22 protein-coding genes are annotated in these 19,325 nt (G+C 36.0%); 16 read left to right on the top strand and 6 right to left on the bottom strand.

What is annotated here, in order from left to right; all coding sequences use genetic code 11:
* Positions 1-155 precede the first annotated feature (155 nt).
* The 3 genes from LC095_RS18065 to LC095_RS18075 all read left to right on the top strand — a co-directional run bounded on the left by LC095_RS18065 (position 156) and on the right by LC095_RS18075 (position 2,380).
* A complete protein-coding gene (locus tag LC095_RS18065; RefSeq protein WP_078435232.1) occupies positions 156-782 on the top strand; it encodes an FMN-dependent NADH-azoreductase in 627 nt (208 codons plus the stop codon).
* 152 nt (positions 783-934) lie between these two features.
* Positions 935-1,366, top strand: a complete 432-nt coding sequence (locus LC095_RS18070; protein ID WP_226529475.1) for a MarR family winged helix-turn-helix transcriptional regulator — start codon at positions 935-937, stop codon at positions 1,364-1,366.
* A 141-nt stretch (positions 1,367-1,507) separates the two neighbouring features.
* On the top strand, positions 1,508-2,380 hold the full coding sequence (locus LC095_RS18075; RefSeq protein ID WP_226529476.1) for an SDR family oxidoreductase: 873 nt from the start codon (positions 1,508-1,510) through the stop codon (positions 2,378-2,380).
* A gap of 198 nt (positions 2,381-2,578) precedes the next feature.
* Here LC095_RS18075 and LC095_RS18080 read toward each other — a convergent pair whose 3' ends face one another.
* Complete coding sequence (locus tag LC095_RS18080; protein WP_226529477.1) at positions 2,579-3,925, bottom strand: alpha-amylase family glycosyl hydrolase; 1,347 nt, start codon at positions 3,923-3,925, stop codon at positions 2,579-2,581.
* Positions 3,926-4,272: 347 nt separating this feature from the next.
* On the opposite strand from LC095_RS18080, the gene LC095_RS18085 reads away from it, so the two are divergent.
* The 4 genes from LC095_RS18085 (at position 4,273) to LC095_RS18100 (ending at position 9,668) form a co-directional block, all read left to right on the top strand.
* Complete coding sequence (locus LC095_RS18085; RefSeq protein ID WP_226529478.1) at positions 4,273-5,607, top strand: spore germination protein; 1,335 nt, start codon at positions 4,273-4,275, stop codon at positions 5,605-5,607.
* A complete protein-coding gene (locus tag LC095_RS18090) occupies positions 5,600-6,676 on the top strand; it encodes a GerAB/ArcD/ProY family transporter (protein WP_226529479.1) in 1,077 nt (358 codons plus the stop codon). The genes LC095_RS18085 and LC095_RS18090 overlap by 8 nt, the downstream gene beginning before the upstream one ends.
* Before the next feature lie 4 nt (positions 6,677-6,680).
* On the top strand, positions 6,681-7,742 hold the full coding sequence (locus LC095_RS18095; protein WP_226529480.1) for a Ger(x)C family spore germination protein: 1,062 nt from the start codon (positions 6,681-6,683) through the stop codon (positions 7,740-7,742).
* Positions 7,743-7,913: 171 nt separating this feature from the next.
* Positions 7,914-9,668 (top strand): alpha-glycosidase, encoded by a 1,755-nt coding sequence (locus LC095_RS18100; protein ID WP_226529481.1) that lies wholly within the window; start codon positions 7,914-7,916, stop codon positions 9,666-9,668.
* An 8-nt stretch (positions 9,669-9,676) separates the two neighbouring features.
* On the opposite strand, the gene LC095_RS18105 is transcribed toward LC095_RS18100, so the two are convergent.
* The gene (locus LC095_RS18105; RefSeq protein ID WP_226529483.1) at positions 9,677-10,537 is read right to left on the bottom strand and encodes a helix-turn-helix transcriptional regulator; all 861 of its coding nucleotides are present in this window, start codon (positions 10,535-10,537) and stop codon (positions 9,677-9,679) included.
* Between the two features lie 121 nt (positions 10,538-10,658).
* Here LC095_RS18105 and LC095_RS18110 point away from each other — a divergent pair, with 121 nt between their 5' ends.
* Positions 10,659-12,017, top strand: coding sequence for an MATE family efflux transporter (locus LC095_RS18110; protein WP_226529485.1), 1,359 nt, complete (start codon positions 10,659-10,661; stop codon positions 12,015-12,017).
* A 90-nt stretch (positions 12,018-12,107) separates the two neighbouring features.
* Here the strand turns inward: LC095_RS18110 and asnB are convergent, their stop codons facing one another.
* Positions 12,108-13,958, bottom strand: a complete 1,851-nt coding sequence (gene asnB, locus LC095_RS18115) for an asparagine synthase (glutamine-hydrolyzing) (protein WP_226529487.1) — start codon at positions 13,956-13,958, stop codon at positions 12,108-12,110.
* Positions 13,959-14,174: 216 nt separating this feature from the next.
* Between asnB and LC095_RS18120 the strand changes: the two genes are divergently transcribed.
* The gene (locus LC095_RS18120) at positions 14,175-14,735 is read left to right on the top strand and encodes a DUF2777 family protein (protein ID WP_226529488.1); all 561 of its coding nucleotides are present in this window, start codon (positions 14,175-14,177) and stop codon (positions 14,733-14,735) included.
* Between the two features lie 40 nt (positions 14,736-14,775).
* Here the strand turns inward: LC095_RS18120 and LC095_RS18125 are convergent, their stop codons facing one another.
* Positions 14,776-15,135, bottom strand: coding sequence for a YisL family protein (locus LC095_RS18125; protein ID WP_026561276.1), 360 nt, complete (start codon positions 15,133-15,135; stop codon positions 14,776-14,778).
* A gap of 213 nt (positions 15,136-15,348) precedes the next feature.
* Complete coding sequence (locus LC095_RS18130) at positions 15,349-16,251, bottom strand: fumarylacetoacetate hydrolase family protein (protein WP_226529489.1); 903 nt, start codon at positions 16,249-16,251, stop codon at positions 15,349-15,351.
* Positions 16,252-16,490: 239 nt separating this feature from the next.
* Between LC095_RS18130 and LC095_RS18135 the strand changes: the two genes are divergently transcribed.
* The 7 genes from LC095_RS18135 to LC095_RS18165 all read left to right on the top strand — a co-directional run bounded on the left by LC095_RS18135 (position 16,491) and on the right by LC095_RS18165 (position 18,901).
* Positions 16,491-16,664 (top strand): aspartyl-phosphate phosphatase Spo0E family protein, encoded by a 174-nt coding sequence (locus LC095_RS18135; RefSeq protein WP_226529490.1) that lies wholly within the window; start codon positions 16,491-16,493, stop codon positions 16,662-16,664.
* Positions 16,665-16,836: 172 nt separating this feature from the next.
* Positions 16,837-17,058 (top strand): spore germination protein, encoded by a 222-nt coding sequence (locus LC095_RS18140; RefSeq protein ID WP_226529491.1) that lies wholly within the window; start codon positions 16,837-16,839, stop codon positions 17,056-17,058.
* Positions 17,059-17,094: 36 nt separating this feature from the next.
* Entirely contained in the window at positions 17,095-17,334 is a 240-nt protein-coding gene (locus tag LC095_RS18145; protein ID WP_226529492.1) for a spore germination protein GerPB, read from the top strand.
* An 81-nt stretch (positions 17,335-17,415) separates the two neighbouring features.
* Positions 17,416-18,027 carry a spore germination protein GerPC gene (gene gerPC / locus LC095_RS18150; RefSeq protein ID WP_226529493.1) on the top strand — a complete coding sequence of 204 codons (612 nt, stop codon included), beginning with the start codon at positions 17,416-17,418 and terminating at the stop codon, positions 18,025-18,027.
* 15 nt (positions 18,028-18,042) lie between these two features.
* Complete coding sequence (locus tag LC095_RS18155) at positions 18,043-18,219, top strand: spore gernimation protein GerPD (protein WP_226529495.1); 177 nt, start codon at positions 18,043-18,045, stop codon at positions 18,217-18,219.
* Positions 18,216-18,590: a spore germination protein GerPE gene (locus LC095_RS18160; protein WP_226529496.1), complete on the top strand. Its 375-nt coding sequence runs from the start codon at positions 18,216-18,218 to the stop codon at positions 18,588-18,590. Before LC095_RS18155 ends, LC095_RS18160 begins: the two co-directional genes overlap by 4 nt.
* Before the next feature lie 92 nt (positions 18,591-18,682).
* Positions 18,683-18,901, top strand: coding sequence for a spore germination protein (locus LC095_RS18165; protein ID WP_226529497.1), 219 nt, complete (start codon positions 18,683-18,685; stop codon positions 18,899-18,901).
* A gap of 95 nt (positions 18,902-18,996) precedes the next feature.
* Here LC095_RS18165 and LC095_RS18170 read toward each other — a convergent pair whose 3' ends face one another.
* Positions 18,997-19,305 (bottom strand): HNH endonuclease, encoded by a 309-nt coding sequence (locus LC095_RS18170; RefSeq protein WP_226529498.1) that lies wholly within the window; start codon positions 19,303-19,305, stop codon positions 18,997-18,999.
* Between the last annotated feature and the right edge of the window lie 20 nt (positions 19,306-19,325).

A 19,325-nucleotide genomic window follows, 5' to 3' on the forward strand; every position in this document is an offset into this window, starting at 1 on the left:
CAATATTCATTAGAATCTAAGTTATGTAGATTAGTATGTATAGCAACATCTTTTAATCAAATTAAACGAATTTGAGATTCTCAAATTTCCAGTAGTTGCTATGCAAATAAATAAGCGCAACTGAATTGCGATCAAAAGTTAATGGAGGAATTTATATGTCAAATGTATTATTTATTAAAGCAAATTCTCGCCCTGCAGATCAGGCTGTAAGTGTTAAATTATATGACGCTTTTGTACATTCTTACAAAGAAACTCACAAAGAAGATACAATCACAGAGCTTGATTTATTCCAAGAAAACCTTCCTTACTATGGAGTGGATGCAATTAACGGTATGTTTAAGCGTGCTAGAGGAATGGAATTAACAGCTGAAGAAGAAAAAGCTGCAAATTTAGTTCAAAAATATTTGGATCAATTCGTTGCAGCTGATAAAGTTGTATTTGCATTCCCACTTTGGAATTTCACAGTTCCAGCTGTTTTACACACATACATGGATTATTTATCACAAGCTGGTACAACATTCAAATATACACCAGAAGGTCCTGTAGGCTTACTTTCAGAGAAAAAAGTAGCTCTTTTAAATGCTCGTGGCGGCGTGTATTCAGAAGGTCCAGCTGCTGCTGTAGAAATGTCTGTTAACTATGTGAAAAATGTATTGGCATTCTGGGGAATCACGAATACAGCTGATGTAATCGTTGAAGGACATAATCAATTCCCGGATCGTGCAAACGAGATCATTGAAGACGGTATCCGTCAAGCTGCTGAATTAGCAAGCAAATTCTAATTTTAGTCTCTAAAAAGCGAGTGAAAACACTCGCTTTTTTATATACTCACTCTTCTCTTTCTAAGTACTTTTCTCCCATAAAATTGACAATATAGTAACTTCTTACTAAACTTACATTAATGATATCTAGAATGATTAGGAGTTTACCGAACATGACACTCTCGCTAAATGACTTAATTAGCATTTTTATCCACCAAACTGATTTAGAGCTCACAGGATATATAAAAAATAAATTAACACCCTTTAATATTGCTCCCGAACAGAATTTAATTATGATGTTACTTTGGGAAAAAGATGGACTTAGTCAAAATGAGGTTGCATGTAAACTAGATAAAGATAAAACAAACATTGCAAGAATGGCCTTTGGACTTGAGCAAAAAGGGTTTGTAAAAAGAATAAATTGTCCAAAGGACCGTCGTGTACAGCGATTATATTTGACAAAAGAAGGGCTGGAATTAAAAGAACATATTATCCCTATTGCCAACCAGTTTAATTCACTACTTTGTCAAGATATAACAAATGAAGAACTGAAACAGATAAGACAAATATTATGTAAAATGAGAGCAAATTTAAAAAATTCATGACAAGAAGCCTGAAATAAGGCTTCTTTTTGTTTACTTTAATGAACAATTGGGAATAGAAATACCACACTACAACATCATGAACATACTTTTAGATTTTCTTCACATAATAGGTAAACGATAAGATTATAGGAGGTAAAAACTTTGAGTACTAATCAAAATCAACAAAAACAAACATTACCACCACAACACCAGGATGTTCAGCCCGGGCATGAGGATTTGATGAATCCAAAACCTACATTTGATGATCAATCATATACCGGAAGTGGAAAATTAAAAGATAAAGTGGCCATTATTACAGGTGGAGACAGTGGAATTGGACGAGCAGTCGCAGTATTTTTTGCAAAAGAAGGAGCTAATGTTGTCATTTCCTATTTAGATGAGCAAGAGGATGCTGAAGAAACAAAAAAACATATAGAAGCAGAAGGTCAAAAATGCCTGCTTGTTTCTGGAGATATCGGTGAGGAAACTGTATGTCAACAAGTTGTGGCAAAAACAGTTGAAACTTTTGGACAAGTTGATATCTTAGTAAATAATGCAGCTGAGCAACACCCTCAAAAAGGAATTGAAGATATTACAACTGAACAGCTTGAACGAACTTTCAAGACAAATATTTTCTCGTTTTTCCATTTAACAAAAGCTGTCCTTCCTCATTTCAAAAAAGGAAGTGCTATTATTAACACCTCTTCTGTAACGGCTTATGCCGGAAATGAGCAGTTAATTGACTATTCTTCAACCAAAGGTGCGATTACTGCGTTCACTCGTTCGTTGGCCCTTAATCTAGCCGGTAAAGGAATCCGCGTGAATGCAGTGGCTCCCGGTCCAATTTGGACACCACTTATCCCATCTACGTTCCCGGCAGATCAAGTTGCAACATTTGGTGCAAATACACCTATGAAGCGACCTGGACAACCTGAAGAACTTGCACCTGCTTACGTATTTTTGGCTAGTGATGATTCTTCCTATATGTCAGGGCAAACACTTCATGTGAATGGTGGAAAAATTGTTAATGGTTAGAAAAGCGCAATCGTCTTGATCAGGCCCGACAATCATAAGTTGATTTGGAATAGAAGGTGTTCTTTGCCTTCCAAATCAACTTATGACCTCGAGGGACTAGGCGCTGGAGCTGGACACCAACACTACGTACAGAATTTTATGCTTGCCTATCATTATAAAACAACAGGGACTGTTCTAAATGAACAGTCCCTTTCTATATCAAGATTTCTGCTTTCCTTTTCTATAAGCCATGACCAAAAACAAAATAAACAATGTCGGAACGATGATAAAGACACTGATAAATGGTATATTTAACCCTGTTTTATCTTTTATTTCATATACTTCTGCAATTTCACGATCTATGATAAACTCGTATTCTTCATTTTCTTCTTCAAAAGTGTCACCAGTTAGCAAGCCTTCAAGTTTGTTATCTTCAGCTATTTCAGCGGCGGGTATTTTTACCTTTTGAGTCTCAGTCGTATTATTAATAGTTACAATCAGGGACTCATCCTGATATGATCGTTTAAAAATAATCATCCCGTCCTTTTCATATAAAACTTCATAATCTCCCCTTGTTAGTGCAGGAAACGTTTTTCTTACAATTGAAAGCTTTCCTAAATACTCAATCAATTCTTCATCTGATTGAAAATTCATTAAAGGACGGTTTGTCGGCGGATCTCCTCCATCGACAGCAATTTCTGAACCATAATAAACGAACGGAGTTCCCGGGATCGTATACATATAGGAGAAAGCCATTTTCAACCGAACACCCGGATGCTGATTATTTTCGATGGCATGTCTTGTAAAGCGGACTGTTCGATCATTATCAACATATGTACTTAGTAAAGGTGATGATTTGGCTACAATCTCCGTAATTGGTTGAAAAGATTGATCAACATTAGAAAATACACTTGCTGTTTCTTCATAAAAAGATTGATTCAGAATTGAATCAAACCCATTTTCCAGATAAGAAGAAAAAGCATTCTCATCTTTTGACTCAATTGATCCCACTAAGTAAAAATCCTTTTTGAGTTCTTCTAAGTCCTTGTGAAACTGATTCCAAACACTCACATCGATACTGTCTGCTTGTTCGATATAGTATCCATCAACATCGGTTTCTTTTATCCACCATGATGCTGATTGTGTAAGATTTTGCTCGATTTCACCGTAATCCAACAATAATTTCATATCCAGCTTGTGAGCTTCTTCTACAAGTTTCTTTACATCTTCAACCGTCCCTGCATGCTCGTCCATTGTTTTCACTTCAACTGCATTGTTTTCTTCATTAAAAATCGGGGAGAGAATGATTGAGGTAAACCCCATTTCATGAATATATTCAATTTTCTTAGTAATTCCTTCAATATCTCCTCCATGATAAGCAGTTGGATCCTCAAAATTGAGATCATTACCATCATTTTTAGAGTTTCCGTTATTAAATCGGTCAACGACAACATAGTAAGCAATTTCATCTTGCCATACCCTCTCTTCTTTTTCAGCAGCATTCACGGGAATTGCGCCTAAAAGAAGAAACAGAATAAGCGAAAATTTGCCAGCACTTTTAAACATCTTGGTCCGTTCCTCCTATATTCTATATCTCTACGTTCTTAAGAGTATCGCTTTGTGTCATATACCGTCAAATTTTTTTAGATTCTTTCAATTTTTTAGTAATGCTGTTTTAGGTTTCAAATAGTTTCCAGTATCACCTAGTTGGATTTCAATTGCTTGTTTGATTTACCATGAACTTTCCTTAAATTTGTCAGTATCTAGTACGATGGAAGAAGAAAAAGTTATGCTGCTAATCACCTCCATTACATGAACCCATCTTTTTTCATGTATAAAATACATAATCGTTTCAGTATAAAATTAGTAATAATGTGCAAATTAGTATTATTTAGATGAAGGGATCACATACTATGGATCGATTAGTTGAGGAAATACAATCTGTGCTTGGAAATAATGAAGATTTTGTTCAGTCAAGGGATTATCTTGCTGATACATCTGTTATCCTATTAGGTTTTAGTACTCTAGTTGATTTTACAAAAACCAAAATGACCCTCCAAAAACATTCAGAAAGTTTCATTTCTCAAGATAGGTCTTCTGATGATTTATGGTGTGCAATAGGCAAACTAATCGAAGGTGATGTTAAGGAAGCTATTTCATCCATATATGTAGGCAAACTAGTTATTATTATCGAGAATACCAGTCGGTTTATCATTATGGATCCTGTATCTAAACAACTAGATCGTTCCATTGAGTCGCCTTCAAATGAAAATGTCATTCAAGGTCCATTAAATTCTTTTACGGAGAATATTGATATAAATATCGGTATTGTTCGTAAACAAGTGAACTCGAATGAATTACACTTAAAAACATACTCATCAGGACACAATGTGAAAAAAAAACTTTCCTTGTTTTATATAGACGGCAAAGCTGATACAAAATTATTAGACAACCTTATGGAACATATTGAAAAAAATATTAATATGGAGATTGATGATTTGCAAGGATTATCAAATATGATGGGTTTTCGAAGCTGGGACGCAGTTTCGAAATTTAATACAACTGAATTGCCTCTTTATGCCGTTCAATTTCTGAAAAAAGGAAGAGTTATTCTTTTTGTGGATCAATTCCCTTTTGCGCTTATTCTTCCTAGCCATCTAACAGATATGTTCATTCTTGAAAATGATCGAAATTTCCCTCTCCCCATAATGGTTTCCATTCGATTCGTAAGAGTTATAGGTCTTTTGGTAACGCTGATCAGTCCTGGTTTGTATGTAGCACTCGTTGCAGTTAATCCTGAAATTTTACAGATACAGCTTGCCTTGTCTGTTGCCCAGAGCCGTGAAGGAGTTCCATATCCTGCATTAGTCGAAATTATTCTCATGCTTGTTATTCTTGAATTAATTTTGGAAGCTAGTGTCAGGCTCCCCAAATCCATTGGCCCTACGATTACAATGGTAGGAGGGATTATTCTAGGACAAGCTGTTGTTGAAGCTAAATTGGTCAGCAATCTCCTAATCATTATTCTTGCAGCTACTACCATTGCCAATTCAACAATTGTCGGTTTTCAAAACTCTGTTTCCATCAGATTATTTAAATATGTCATTGTGTTTCTTGCATCCATTTTCGGCTTATTAGGCATTGTAGCAGGCGTTGTATTAATTGGAGCTTACTTAGCGAGTATCAACACCTATGGTAGGTCCTATCTAGACATAAACATGAAAGGGACTGAAAACAACAGTGAATAAAAGTTTACATGTCATGATATTATATATTTTAACCCATTTGGGACTCATTTTCTTTATGTACCCGGGAAATATAATTTCAAGTACAGAGCAGGGCCACTGGCTTCCAATTCTATTAGGAATAATCGTTCATTTTACTTTTTTATTTGTTTATATGAAGGGACTAAGTTTCTTTCCAAAAAAAGATATTATTACGATCTATACAGAGATTGGAAAAGGTAAAGCTCTCCTATTTCTTATCCCTATTTTCATTTATTTCATTATGATTTTATTAATAACCGTACGTGCTTACGCAGAAATTATTACAATCGTCTTTTTATCCAACACTCCCATATGGGCCATCATGTTATTATTACTATCTATCTCAACTTATATTGCTTCAAATGGAGTTGAAGTCATTTTTCGTACAGGGTTTCTCTTATCCATCCTATTTCTTCCGATCATTTTATTTATCTTCTTTACTTCTTTTCAAAATGTTGATTGGAGATATGCCATCCCTTTTGATACTGATTTTCTATTCATTACAAAACGTCACTACTTAGAAAGTTTTTTTGCCTTCTCTGGAGGGTTTCTGTTTCTTGGCTTTATTCAACCCTATTTCTCTTACAGTAGAAAATCGATTTTATGGGCAGCTGCAATCCTGATTCCTTTTTTTATATTTTCTGTTTATATCCCCATTCTTACATTTGGGCAGGCCACTTCGGCAACAACATTCCTCCCTTATGTTGTTGTGGTAGACGCCATAAATATTAATTGGTTGATGTTTGATAGGGTCACGATGTTTTTTTTGTTAAGTTTACTATCTTTTATTATGCTTTACCTATCTCTCGTGACATGGAAAACACTCCGGATATTAAGTCATTACATTCCATCGATCAAACCAGTTAACCAGGTGATCACACTTTCAGTAGTAGTGTATTTTTTATGTTTCTTGATTCCGGGATGGGAGGATATTGAAAAGCTATTTTGGTGGAATACTTTTTTACGATTTTATATCTTAATAGCAGTTCCCTTATCTATCTATTTCTTTGGATCTCGTATTAAGAGGAAGGGTAAAAATGAAACCATATAATTTAATGTCAAAAGCGACTATCGTTTTTTGTTTATTTTTGCTAATTCTCCCCCTAAGCGGCTGCTGGGATAATAGGGATATCAATCATCGAGTGCTACCTGTAGTCCTTGGTGTATCTTTGATTGACGAACAATACAGGGTTTTCTTAGAGATTCCTGAGCCTGAAAAAGATACAACAAATATCAAAATTATATCCGGAACAGGAGAAACAATTACAAAAGCGGTCGATACAATAAGCAGAAATTTAGAGAGCAGTGTAGACTTACTTCATGTAAAACTAATATTGATTGATCGGAAAACTGCTGAAGAAGGGGTGAAAGATATTATCGCCGGCTTTATGCGATCGCGAGAAGTATCACCAAAAGCATTAGTGGCTATATGCAATCAGAATATAGATGAGTTTTTTTCAAAACTGTCAGATTTAAAGGAAATTCATGGAACTTCCATGTTCGATTTTTTTGAAAAAAATGCAGGATGGAATCCTGATATCGCTCTTACAAGGATATGGGAGGTATACCGTAGTATCCATTCTTATACACGTGATATTGCTATCCCTCTAATTGTTACTGGCAAAATGACAGCAATTGAACAATCTGGTTCAGCTGTAATAAAGAATGGAAAGATGGTAGAACAAATCAGTGCTGATGAAACCCTGCTATTTAATTCTTTTGACGGAGAAAGTACCAATGGTAACATTGAAGTTTTGAATCATGCAAGTGTTATGATCATTGGCAATTCTATGCGCCATAAAAGCGAATTAATTGATAAGCAGCCTATTTTGCAAAGCCGTATCGATTTAAAAGTCGTCATCCTTGAAACAAGAGGAAACGCCTCTTCGACATTAATTAAGAAGGAATTGAACAAACTCTTAACCGACAGATTTAATAATATGTTTGCCAAAATACAAAAGAGTGAAGCCGATATTTTAGGTTTAGGACAGTTTTACCGCAACAAACTGACTCGAAAAGAATTAAAAAATTGGAGATCGGTATACTATCCAAATATGAAAATGAATATTCAATTCCACATTGACATTCAAAATGAAGGATACTTAAAAACAACATAATATGAAAATGTCAGTAGAATAGTTATACCTCCTTTTTGTATATAATTATATCTCGAACAATAATTAGAAATTATGGTCAAGATATAAAAATAAATACATTTCCCTTGTATCTCCTGTTTATTATAGGAGAAATCTTAATCATACAAATTCATTTAAGATAAAGGAGTCGTTATGCTGAGAGAAGCTATTTATCATCGTCCGGGAGATCAATTTGCTTACCCTACTCGTAATGGGACTTTTCAAATTCAACTTCGAACAAAGCATCAAGATGTTAACTCCGTCAATCTTCTATTTGGAGATCCATTTGAATTTGATAAGGGGCATTGGAAGTCTACATCATCACAAATGTTGCATAGTGGTACAGATGGATTATTTGATTACTGGTCCGTTACTATTTTCCCTCCTCAAAAGCGTCTTAGGTATGCCTTTCATTTACAAAGCACTGAGTCGGAGCTCTTTTTCACTGAAAAAGGATTTACCGATCATGTTCATGAAGATTTTTCTGCCTATTTTTGCTTGCCTTACTACCATCGATCAGATGCCTTTAAAGCACCTGAATGGGTAAAAAATACAGTCTGGTATCAAATTTTTCCAGATCGATTTGCAAATGGAGATTCATCAAATGATCCTGCAGGAACATTAGCATGGAACAGTATAGAACCTGCCTCAGACTCTATTTTTGGAGGTGATTTAAAAGGTGTCCTTCAGCATCTGGAATATTTAGTAGACTTGGGAATCAACGGAATTTACTTTACTCCGCTCTTTCGGGCTTATTCAAATCATAAATATGATACGGTGGATTATTTCGAAATTGATCCGCAATTTGGAAGCATACAGGATTTGAAGGATGTTGTTAAGGAGTGCCATGCAAGAGGCATTCGTGTCATGCTTGATGCGGTTTTTAATCATTGTGGGCAGGACTTTCCTCCGTTTCAAGATGTGTTGCAACATGGAGAAGCTTCACAATATAAGGATTGGTTTCATCTAAGCTTTTCACCAACTGGTGACATACAGTATGAAACCTTTTCCTTCGAAAAATCAATGCCAAAGTTGAACACTCAACATCCTGAGGTTCGTAAACTTTTATTTGATGTTGGGCAATTTTGGATAAGAGCATGTCATATCGATGGATGGAGGTTGGATGTCGCGAATGAGGTTGACCATCAATTTTGGAAAGATTTTCGTCAGGTGATAAAGCATGATCACCCTGATGTGTATCTAGTTGGAGAAGTATGGCACGATGCGATGCCATGGCTTGACGGTGATCAATTTGATGCTGTGATGAATTATCCTTTCGCACAACTTCTTCACCAATTTTTCGCATATAATGTGATAAATGTTGAGCAATTTACTAAGTCATTACAACACTATTTACACCAATATCCAAAACCTGTTTATCATACTTTATTTAATATGGTAGGAAGCCATGATACACCAAGAATCGTAAACCTTGCGAAGATGAATAAGCAAAAAGTTAAGCTGTTATCCGTTTTTCAGTTTAGCTTCTATGGTTCCCCTTCGATTTACTATGGAGATGAAATCAGCTTAACTGGAGATCAGGATCCCGGATGCAGAAAGTGTATGGAATGGGATACTTCAAGACAGGATCAGGACATGCTATCATTCATGAAAAGATTGATTCACCTGCGAAAGCAATATCCTGTCCTCGGAAATGACGGTGAATTCCAGCTCTTATCTTATGATATCAACCAAAATTCCATTTGTTTTCAAAGAGAAAATACCACACATCTAGTTATTGTTGTCCTAAATAATCATCCAGAAAAGCAAACCATTTTGCTTCCGTTACAACTTAAAGACTGTACGATTTTTGATCTTTGGCTCTCTAAAGAATTTGCTGCACATTCCGATCAGCTTTCTGTCACACTTGATGGTTACGACTTTGCCCTTTTGCTTATTAAGAAATAGCTATCTTGTTATCTCCTTAGAATGACCTTACGATATTCAATTGGTGTGAGACCTTCCATTTTCTTAAATAGTTTTGAAAAGTAAGTGGAATCCAAAATCCCCACTTCTTTTGAGATATTAGCGATCTTTTGATCTGTAGTAGCTAACAATCTTTTTGCTTGATTCATCCGATATCTATTTAAATAATGATTTGGCGTCTCACCAACAATTTTTTGCATACAACGAGTAATATAATCCGGGTGAAAATGGATAGCATTTGCGAGATCCTCCATTTTTACCTCATCTCTGTAATGTGCTTGAATATAAGCTACCACTTCTTCTACTACCTTTTCGGCAGCAGAAGGGATTTTGCATGCTTCCTTTTGAAGGTGCAAAAGAAACTCCTGAAAAAACAATTGCTGTCTTAATTGATAATCAGGTGTTTGATGATCAACATGTAATATTTGGTGAAAAATGGTTTCTACAAAGCTTGTATTCTCTATTTCCCCATAACATGGAATAGACAGCCTGTAAGAAGGAGGGTGTTCATAATCTCCTTCAGATTCATGAATATCTGCCCAATTTGTAATCCCTTCTTCAACAATTTCATAGTTTGTAGGAATCATAAAATGAAACCAATAATATTCAGATTTCACCTGACAGCCTTTATGACCGAAATGTTCAAAGCCTGGAAGTAAAATGATATATTGGCCCTTGCCAATTGAGTAAGGAATACGATCTTCTGTTAGATATAATTCCCCTGATTTTACATATATCAAGTCAAGCACCGTAAAGGTACGACGAAAATGTTTTTTATCCTTTTCAAAAACAGCATATCCTCCTTTAATCAAGGTTGGAAAAGCCGGTACCTGAAACTGTATATGTGACAAGCCGCATCATCCTCTAAGTCGTATTTCTCCAAATTATATCGTAATCTTCTCTTTCTATTATACTGCAATCTATGTAAACTTATTAAGTATTATCGACATGTAGTAAAGGAGGTAGATGAAAATGTCTACTTTAAGACAAGATCGTAAAATGACATTATTTGCATTAACTTGGCCCATCTTTATTGAAATCATGCTTCATATGTTAATGGGAAATGCTGATACATTGATGCTCAGTCAATATTCTGATAATTCTGTAGCTGCTGTTGGTGTTTCCAATCAAATCTTATTTCTCTTAATCGTGATGTTTGGGTTTATTGCAACAGGAACAACCATTCTTGTTGCTCAATATATAGGTGGAAATCAGTACAAAAATGCGAAAGAGATATCATCTGTTTCTCTTTCGGCAAATCTTTTATTTAGTATCCTCATTAGTGTTGTGATCGTCATTGCAAGTGAAGATATCCTGCAATTGATGAATTTACCACAGGAGCTAAGGCCTGAAGCAACTTTTTATTTACAGGTTGTTGGAGGATTTTCTTTTCTTCAAGCTTTAATTATGACTGCTGGCGCCATTCTTAAAAGCCATGGATATACGAAAGATTCTATGTACCTGACGATCGGGATGAATTTGATTAACGTGATCGGAAACTATTTATTTATTTTTGGACCATTTGGTATTCCAGTGTTAGGTGTTCAAGGTGTTGCAATCTCAACAGTTGTATCCCGTTTTATTGGGTTACTCGTTATCCTTTATATTTTAAAGCAACGTGTTCATTTTACTCTCAATCTAAAAGACTTGTTCAAATTGCCGGCACACCATATTAAAAAGCTTCTTCATATCGGTATCCCGACTGCCGGTGAACAATTGTCATATAATACATCACAAATGGTGATTACCTTCTTCATCACCATGATTGGAACAGAGGCATTAACAACAAAAGTATATGCCCAAAATCTCATGATGCTCATTTTATTGTTCAGTTCAGCCGTAAGTCAGGGGACACAAATTTTAATCGGCTATATGGTGGGCGCAAAAGAATATGATCATGCATACAAAAGATGCTTACAAAGCCTGCATTATGGGATCGTTATTTCCACACTGATGGCGATCGTCTTTACTTTATTCTCTGATCAATTGCTTGGCATCTTTACATCAAATGAAAGAATTCTGGAAGTTGGCGGGACTTTAATCTTGCTCACCATCTTACTTGAGCCTGGAAGAGCATTTAATATGATTATTATCGGATCTTTAAGAGCAGCGGGAGATATTCGATTCCCTACCTATATAGGAATTCTCTCAATGTGGGGTGTTAGTGTTCCAATCGCCTATGTGCTGGGCATTCATTTTGACCTTGGTCTTATCGGAGTATGGATTGCCTTTATAACTGACGAATGGGTAAGAGGAATTATTATGTATTACCGCTGGAAATCAAAGGCATGGCAGGGAAAACGATTTTCTCAGGAAGCAATTGTTTCGTAAGCAGTAATAAAGGCCAGATCCTCGATCTCACAATTTTATGTGTGAGCCAAGGATCTGACCTTTTTTTCTATCTATATTTCTCTTAATCTCTTATCTTTCATCAATATCAATTGAATAGCTGTCAAACCATACATGAATTTGCGCCAAATGGGCTAGAAGCTGTGGACCTGACATTAATTGGCCAAACCATGGAACCTGGAATGCCTTCCCCTCTGTTTCAATTATATCGTTGAGCTTTTGCTTGTTGAGAAGTTCATGCAATATGGAATCCTTCCCATCCACAAGCGATAGCAGCCAATTTTTCACTAATCTCGTATACTCAGGGTTATGTGTTTTCGGATAAGGACTTTTCTTCCGATAGAGTACCTCATTTGGCAAAATTCCTTCTAATGCTTTTCGAAGAATGCCTTTTTCACGGTCACCATACATTTTCATGTCCCAAGGAATATTCCATACATACTCAACAAGACGATGATCGGCAAATGGTACACGAACCTCCAAGCTTGCCCCCATACTCATTCGATCTTTTCGATCCAATAAATTTGTCATAAACCAATGTATATTTAAATAAAAGAGTTGCCGTCTTTTTGCTTCAATTTCTGATTCACCTTCAAGCAATGGTGTTTCATTCAATGTTTCCTGATGTCGAGCCTGAACATATTCATGTAATTGTAATTTATTTTGCCATTCAGGTTTTAATAATGACATTCTTTCATCTGTTGAACGCATCCACGGAAAGCCGGAACTGGCTAAATCTTCAGGTCGGTGAAACCATGGATATCCACCAAAAATTTCATCTGCACATTCACCTGATAAACCTACAACAAAGTCATTTTTTATTTCACGGCAAAACCAAAGCAATGATGAATCAACATCAGCCATACCCGGAAGGTCACGGACAGATGTAGCTTCGATGAGATGGTCCACTAACTCTTGTTGAGTAATGACACAACGATGGTGTACGGTATTGAATTCGTCACTCATTTTTTGAATCCATGGGCCATCCGAGTTTGGCTGAAACTCATTAGCCTTAAAAAACTTCTCATTATCCTCATAATCTATTGAATACGTATGAAGCTGCCCCTTCCCTTCTTTCCTGTAATGTTCGGCAGCAATTGCTGTAATAGCACTGGAATCCACCCCGCCTGAAAGGAATGTACAAAGGGGAACATCTGAAACCAGTTGTCTGGTTACTGCATCCGTAAATAAAGAGCGTACCTTTTCTGATGTTTCTTCTACAGAATCTTCATGTGGTTTACTTTCAACATCCCAATAGCGCCATTTTTTCAAGCCGTTTTTCGTATATATTAATGCATGTGCCGGACGGAGCTCATCAATGCCTTTAAATACACCTACACCTGGTGTACGAGCCGGACCAACGCCAAATATTTCTGATAAACCTGTTTTATCTAATCTCGCCGAAACCGATGGATGTGCCAGGATTGCTTTAAGCTCTGAGCCAAAAAGAAGTGATCCATTTTCTTCCTTGTAAAATAAAGGTTTAACCCCTAGTCGATCTCTTCCAATAAAAAGTTTTTCCTTTGATGTATCCCAAACTGCAAAAGCAAAAATCCCATTTAATCGATGGACACATTCTTCTTCCCATTCTATATATGATTGGAGGAGCACCTCTGTATCAGAATGTCCTTTAAATGTGTACCCCTTTGCAAGTAGTTCTCTCCGAATATCCTCTGTATTATAAAGCTCTCCATTATAGCAAATGGTATAAGTATGACCATTCTTTGTTCTTGTCATTGGCTGAATACCACCAGCCGGATCAACAACGACTAAACGCTTGTGACCGAACAGCACATGGTCTTCTCCCCAAATATTTGTATCGTCTGGTCCCCTTTTGGATAAAGTTTCTGCCATCTTTTTAATGGTTTCTCTTTCCGTGCGTATATGTCCCTTAAAGTTAACCCACCCTGTGATTCCACACATTTACATATCATCTCCCTCACCTATTTACAATCCCATGTTATATATTCTCACGCCAATTACTCCAACAGGTGTACCTAGTCTATGCCCATGGCATAACAATGTTGAATTGTCCTAATCAAAATATCCATGCATAAACTTACTCACTTTTGTCTAAAACGAGTAACAACACAAAATCTATTACAATACTCGTGTCAGAATGATTTGGAGGTAAATATCATGTTTCCATTAAAACGGACAGATCTGCTATTAAACCAAAAACGTTCGTATTTAACCGGACTGATCGAAGTAGCGAATGATCAGTACGTCATTTATGATGATATGAATGATGAGCTTCTTTTATTAGATGAGATTAATAATTCCCATATAGAAATTTTGGAATCTACTGGGTGGAAAACCGGGGTATGGATAGGTTTGGGTAAGATTAAAACAAATACGGGGACTTATTCAGTTAATAATGGTGATACGGTTCGCGTACGAAAAAAACTACCGGTTGCACTGGACGAAATGCTGAAGGAACTACAAGATGAGACATTTGTCAGGTTAATTAAGCAAATTAACTCACTTGGCTTCTCACCTTATGATTGTATTTATTCATATAACCAATTATTATTTCTTGAAAATCGCGTTCATAAAAAAGGGGTATCTTTTTATCAGCTGGACAATGAAGAAAGCATACTAGGAATTCAACATCACTTTGAAAGAGGGGTTCACTCCTCAGATAGGCTGGAAATAACAACAAGCCTTGGAGAGAGAAGATTGGTTTGCAGTAAGTTTTAAAGCATAAAAAAATGCCTACTCCTAAGAGAAGGCATTTTTTTTACGAAAAGCTCCAGATTCCTAATGGTAAACGCATACCCAATAAAATCGTAAGAATCACAACAATCACAAATTGAATCCAAAATACTCTTGTCGGCTTACCTTTTTTCAAGCGGACTAATACCATTTCCATTGCTCCAATGGTCCACACACCCAAGATCATTTTCGCAATGTATTCGCCATCTATCTTATAAATAGCTGATACAAGCAAACCACCTGTCACAATAATTAAAATGTAAAATAATCTTAGAACCATATGTACAATTTTAGACGGTTTTTCTTTTCCAGACTTATACAGCGAGTGTGCGACAAAGAATAAAATAATCGCAACAACCCAGGTTGTTATGTGTGCATGTGTCATATTTTTTCCTCCTTAAACTGATCACAGACAACCCTATTTTAGCATGATTTGCTGCAAATATTAAAAAATAAACATGAAAAGAATGAACTTCCTGTGACAAAGAAAAGCGCAAGCGCCTTGATCAAACGAAGGTAGGCATAAGTCGCTCGAGCTAGACACCGACACTAGGTACAGAAACCTTATAAAAATCTATTGATCGACTTTCTCATTTCCTTACCCTGACACCGTATTGCGTAATGTTCCGATTCCCTCAACCTCAATTTCTATCACATCACCCTGTTGTAGAAATTTAGGCGGCTTAAATCCTTTTCCTACTCCAGCAGGAGTTCCTGTTGCGATGATATCTCCCGGCTCTAATGTTGTTCCTTGTGAAATTGTTGAAATGATATGCTCAATTGAAAAAATCATATCTTTTGTATGACCATCTTGTCTTATTTCATCATTCACTTTTGTTTTTATGGTAAGATCATATGGATTTGAGATTGCAGATTTATGAACTAAGTACGGACCAATTGGACAAGATGTGTCTAAGCTTTTGCCCAATAGAAATTGCTTATGCTGTGCTTGTAAATTTCGCGCTGTAATATCATTAACAATCGTATAGCCAAATACATAGTCCATTGCTTCAGCCTCGCCAATACGCTTCCCCTTTTTGCCTATTACAATCGCTAGTTCACCCTCGTAATCAAGTTCAGTTGTGATATGGGAATGTGGATCAATTTCTTGTTCATGACCGATGACGGTCGTCGGTGCCTTTGAAAAAAGCATCACATGCTTCGGTATATCTTCTTCCGTTCCCATTTCAATCGCATGCTCCCGATAATTCTTTCCTACACAGAATATGTTTTTTGCCGGCCTTGGTATGGGAGCTAAAATAGTCACATCAGATATCGAATATACATAGCTTTCCACCCTTTCTGCATCCTTTAACTTATCGACGATTTGCTTAACATTTTGAACAAATTTATCACCTAAACCAACACATTCGACTAATGTATTTGGAAAAGAGTTCATTTCAAAGATTACCTGTTCCGCTTTATGAATGTCGATTATTTTTTCTTCATGTAATAAACCAACAAAGGGCTCATTATGTATAATAGCTGTCACAAATTTCACTGTTTTTCCTCCCTCATTCGTTCGTGCTATAACAAAGCTTTTTATTTTTACCTTCCCTTTTTCCTTTTATGTTCAGATTTCGTTATGTTCTATATTCGCTATAATGAAGAGGATTTCCTTTTGTAAATTTTTGTATAATTTTAGGATATTTTATCAATTATACGCTTTTCATTATGTAAACATTGTATAATATTCTTGTCCAATACTCATAGAAATTAGCGAAATGGAGAATATCATATATGCCAGTGAATGAAATTGAACATAAGAGACAGCAATTAATTAAAACAGCTCTACATTATGGAATTAATTCAACTAAAACCATTCAGTGCAGTCAAGAGTTAGACTTATTGATTCTACAAGAAATAAAAGGACTTAACAAAGAAACATTAAAAGAGAATTCCCGAAATGCTTAACAATGAAGTCCAATGTTTCCCTTCCAACTTATCATGATCGATAACGATCTCTTCAACACGTATTTTTCTCTCCATTGTTCACACCCTCTCCACCTTCTTCATATTCTAAAACTAGGTAATTGTCACAATTGTTCTCTCTTGTTTTTCATTTTCAAGCCAAAGGATGTTAAAAATGCCAGCTATTGTAGGAGCTTTTAAGGTAAATAGTGTAGGAACAAGCAGCATTGTGCATGTTGGAGATGTTATTACCATTTCTCCTCATAGTGAGGTTAAAACATTTGCAGGTGCAGGTTCATTTAATACAGGTGATGGATTGAACATATACAATCAAAACTCAGTTACTAATACGTATGATAATGATGTTGTTGACCAGCCACTCACCGGAAACTTCTAACCCAGTCATAACCTTCAACACAAAGGAAGTGTAATGATGAATTTTTATATTAATCAATCAATCTGTATTAATTACCTTCGAGTAGATGCAGTTAGTAACTCTTCGGTATTGCAGATTGGGAGTGCAGGCATGATTAAGCCTTTATCAAATTTGTATAATACCGGCGGTTTTTATCAACCGGCACCTCAAATTGAAACAGCAACGCCAACAGGTGTTCAATCACCTTCCACTAATGGTCTTGTTGTCCCATTAACCTCGCCGTCTTCCGCATCATAAATGTTCTAGGCATTCACCCATTTTTCATTGTGTGCATACACTATGTGTAACAACTGTTGAGCGAGAAACAAAGGTGGGTGAATGACTTTGAACTATAACGATATGATGAATTACTTACAGCAAATGCATCATTATGTTCAGCAGCAAGACAAAATGATTCAACAACTTACCAAACAAATAACAGGTCTTCGCACTGACATAGAAAAATTAAAAAATCAACCTGTCACAAATATTGAAAGAATTGAATATAAATTCGATCAATTAAAAGTAGAACAACTTGATGGTGTGTTAAATATTGGACTAAATCCAACTGATCCTGATCAAATCGATAACTTTGAGGTTCAACAAAACGGAATGAATGTAAATGGAGGTCAACAACAACTTCGTGATCAATTGTTAAAAAAATGTTCACATGATATTCATCACTTTTTAAGTCATGATTGTGCTCAATATATTCATCATGCCGAAAAACAATATGACTTAAAGCTTGATGAACCTCATCGTCAGCATATTATCGCAGATATTCGAAAACAAATTGATAGTCGAATTCAATATTACTTAAATCTTCAGCCTTTAACGAATCAGGATTCTCTTGAAACTAAGAAACAGGAAATTTTCGCTTTAGTAAAAAAGGATGTTGAGAATTCCATTAATCATTTTTTACAGCACTTGCCTAAAGATTCTGTTCAATAAGGAGTGACTTAAATTATGAATTTTACAGTTGTGAATCGGAATATAGAGGTTGGAAACATCCGGGTCGTCGGGGTAGCGAGTTCATCAGTTTTCCTTATTGGTGATACACAGACCATTTTGCTATCATCTATCTTTGATACACCTCCTGAATCTCTCATTATCGGTCCGCTTGTACCGTTGGCTCCACAATGATTAATCGTCAGTCAAATGTTTCATCAGCTTATGTAAATTCTGTCGGGCTAAGTTCTGTTTTTCAGATTGGTGATTCTTTTCAGATAAAGCCTACAACAAATGTCCTGGCCGTACAGCGTGAGGAGGAAAGGTTTTTCGACTATGAAGGAGATACATCTATGTTTCAAGCCTTTCAGGAAGAAATTCCTCAACCAATTATCTATGAAAAGATAACAACGAATTTTTTCCATGAAAAACCAACGATCAATGTATCTTTTGTTAATATTGCAGCACTTTCAAGTTCTGCTGTTTTTCACATTGGATCAACAAAAGATATTATAGCTGAAGCTAGAGTGAAACATATCCGACAATTAAAGGGTGAAAACGGATAGAGAAGGCCCGGTAGATGTTTCAGTGTAGTCAGAACATATTTAATATACCTAGCATATTGTAATGTAGTAGTAAACTGTAAAGGGTGTTTTATATGCCAGCAATTGTCGGTCCGATTAAGATTAACCATGTAGGTGGAGGCGTAGTTAATTTTGGTGACACGTTCTATCTTGCTCCAAAAAGCCAGGCAAAGTCCGCCTCAGGGTCTGGCGGGGGAAGCACAGGTGATTTCCATATTATTAATAATGGAATAAGTGCAACTAATTTAATTGATCCTGATGTAGCTGATCAAAACATGGTTGCTAATAATTAAACAGAATGTTAAAAGAGGAGGATGCTGTTACAGCATCTTCCTTTTATCAAGATTTAAAACAATAAAAAATGGTCAAGCAGTAAGCTCGACCATTTTTAACGCCTTTTTTGTTTCCGTTCATTTGATTTTCTCGTTTGAACCAACTTTGTTGATGGTTGCTTACGAATCCATTTAATGAAGCTTTTGAGTTTTTCATCTTGTTTTAACTCTTGGATTGTTGAAAGCCTCGCTGCTAATTCCTCGTTCGTATAGAGTGCATGAATTTGTTTATGGCAGGCTATACAGAGATTGGCTGTCGGTAAAAAGGTTCCGCCCATTTCCTTAGGTGTTAAATGGTGAATGGTTGTTTCAACCTCTTCTCTTTCACATAATTCACATGTACCGATTTCCTTTTTCTTCCCCATGTCTTCTTCAATCCTTTTAG

Source organism: Metabacillus niabensis (genome assembly GCF_020524345.1).
Taxonomy (GTDB): Bacteria; Bacillota; Bacilli; order Bacillales; family Bacillaceae; genus Metabacillus; species Metabacillus niabensis_B.

What these genes read in the sequence shown, in the direction of transcription:
- LC095_RS18065 (WP_078435232.1), top strand. Translation starts at nt 156, where the DNA reads ATGTCAAATGTATTATTTATTAAAGCAAATTCTCGCCCTGCAGATCAG.
- LC095_RS18070 (WP_226529475.1), top strand. Translation starts at nt 935, where the DNA reads ATGACACTCTCGCTAAATGACTTAATTAGCATTTTTATCCACCAAACT.
- LC095_RS18080 (WP_226529477.1), bottom strand. Translation starts at nt 3,925, where the DNA reads ATGTTTAAAAGTGCTGGCAAATTTTCGCTTATTCTGTTTCTTCTTTTA.
- LC095_RS18085 (WP_226529478.1), top strand. Translation starts at nt 4,273, where the DNA reads ATGGATCGATTAGTTGAGGAAATACAATCTGTGCTTGGAAATAATGAA.
- LC095_RS18095 (WP_226529480.1), top strand. Translation starts at nt 6,681, where the DNA reads ATGTCAAAAGCGACTATCGTTTTTTGTTTATTTTTGCTAATTCTCCCC.
- LC095_RS18100 (WP_226529481.1), top strand. Translation starts at nt 7,914, where the DNA reads ATGCTGAGAGAAGCTATTTATCATCGTCCGGGAGATCAATTTGCTTAC.
- LC095_RS18110 (WP_226529485.1), top strand. Translation starts at nt 10,659, where the DNA reads ATGTCTACTTTAAGACAAGATCGTAAAATGACATTATTTGCATTAACT.
- asnB (WP_226529487.1), bottom strand. Translation starts at nt 13,958, where the DNA reads ATGTGTGGAATCACAGGGTGGGTTAACTTTAAGGGACATATACGCACG.
- LC095_RS18120 (WP_226529488.1), top strand. Translation starts at nt 14,175, where the DNA reads ATGTTTCCATTAAAACGGACAGATCTGCTATTAAACCAAAAACGTTCG.
- LC095_RS18125 (WP_026561276.1), bottom strand. Translation starts at nt 15,135, where the DNA reads ATGACACATGCACACATAACAACCTGGGTTGTTGCGATTATTTTATTC.
- LC095_RS18135 (WP_226529490.1), top strand. Translation starts at nt 16,491, where the DNA reads ATGCCAGTGAATGAAATTGAACATAAGAGACAGCAATTAATTAAAACA.
- LC095_RS18140 (WP_226529491.1), top strand. Translation starts at nt 16,837, where the DNA reads ATGCCAGCTATTGTAGGAGCTTTTAAGGTAAATAGTGTAGGAACAAGC.
- LC095_RS18145 (WP_226529492.1), top strand. Translation starts at nt 17,095, where the DNA reads ATGAATTTTTATATTAATCAATCAATCTGTATTAATTACCTTCGAGTA.
- gerPC (WP_226529493.1), top strand. Translation starts at nt 17,416, where the DNA reads ATGACTTTGAACTATAACGATATGATGAATTACTTACAGCAAATGCAT.
- LC095_RS18155 (WP_226529495.1), top strand. Translation starts at nt 18,043, where the DNA reads ATGAATTTTACAGTTGTGAATCGGAATATAGAGGTTGGAAACATCCGG.
- LC095_RS18160 (WP_226529496.1), top strand. Translation starts at nt 18,216, where the DNA reads ATGATTAATCGTCAGTCAAATGTTTCATCAGCTTATGTAAATTCTGTC.
- LC095_RS18165 (WP_226529497.1), top strand. Translation starts at nt 18,683, where the DNA reads ATGCCAGCAATTGTCGGTCCGATTAAGATTAACCATGTAGGTGGAGGC.
- LC095_RS18170 (WP_226529498.1), bottom strand. Translation starts at nt 19,305, where the DNA reads ATGGGGAAGAAAAAGGAAATCGGTACATGTGAATTATGTGAAAGAGAA.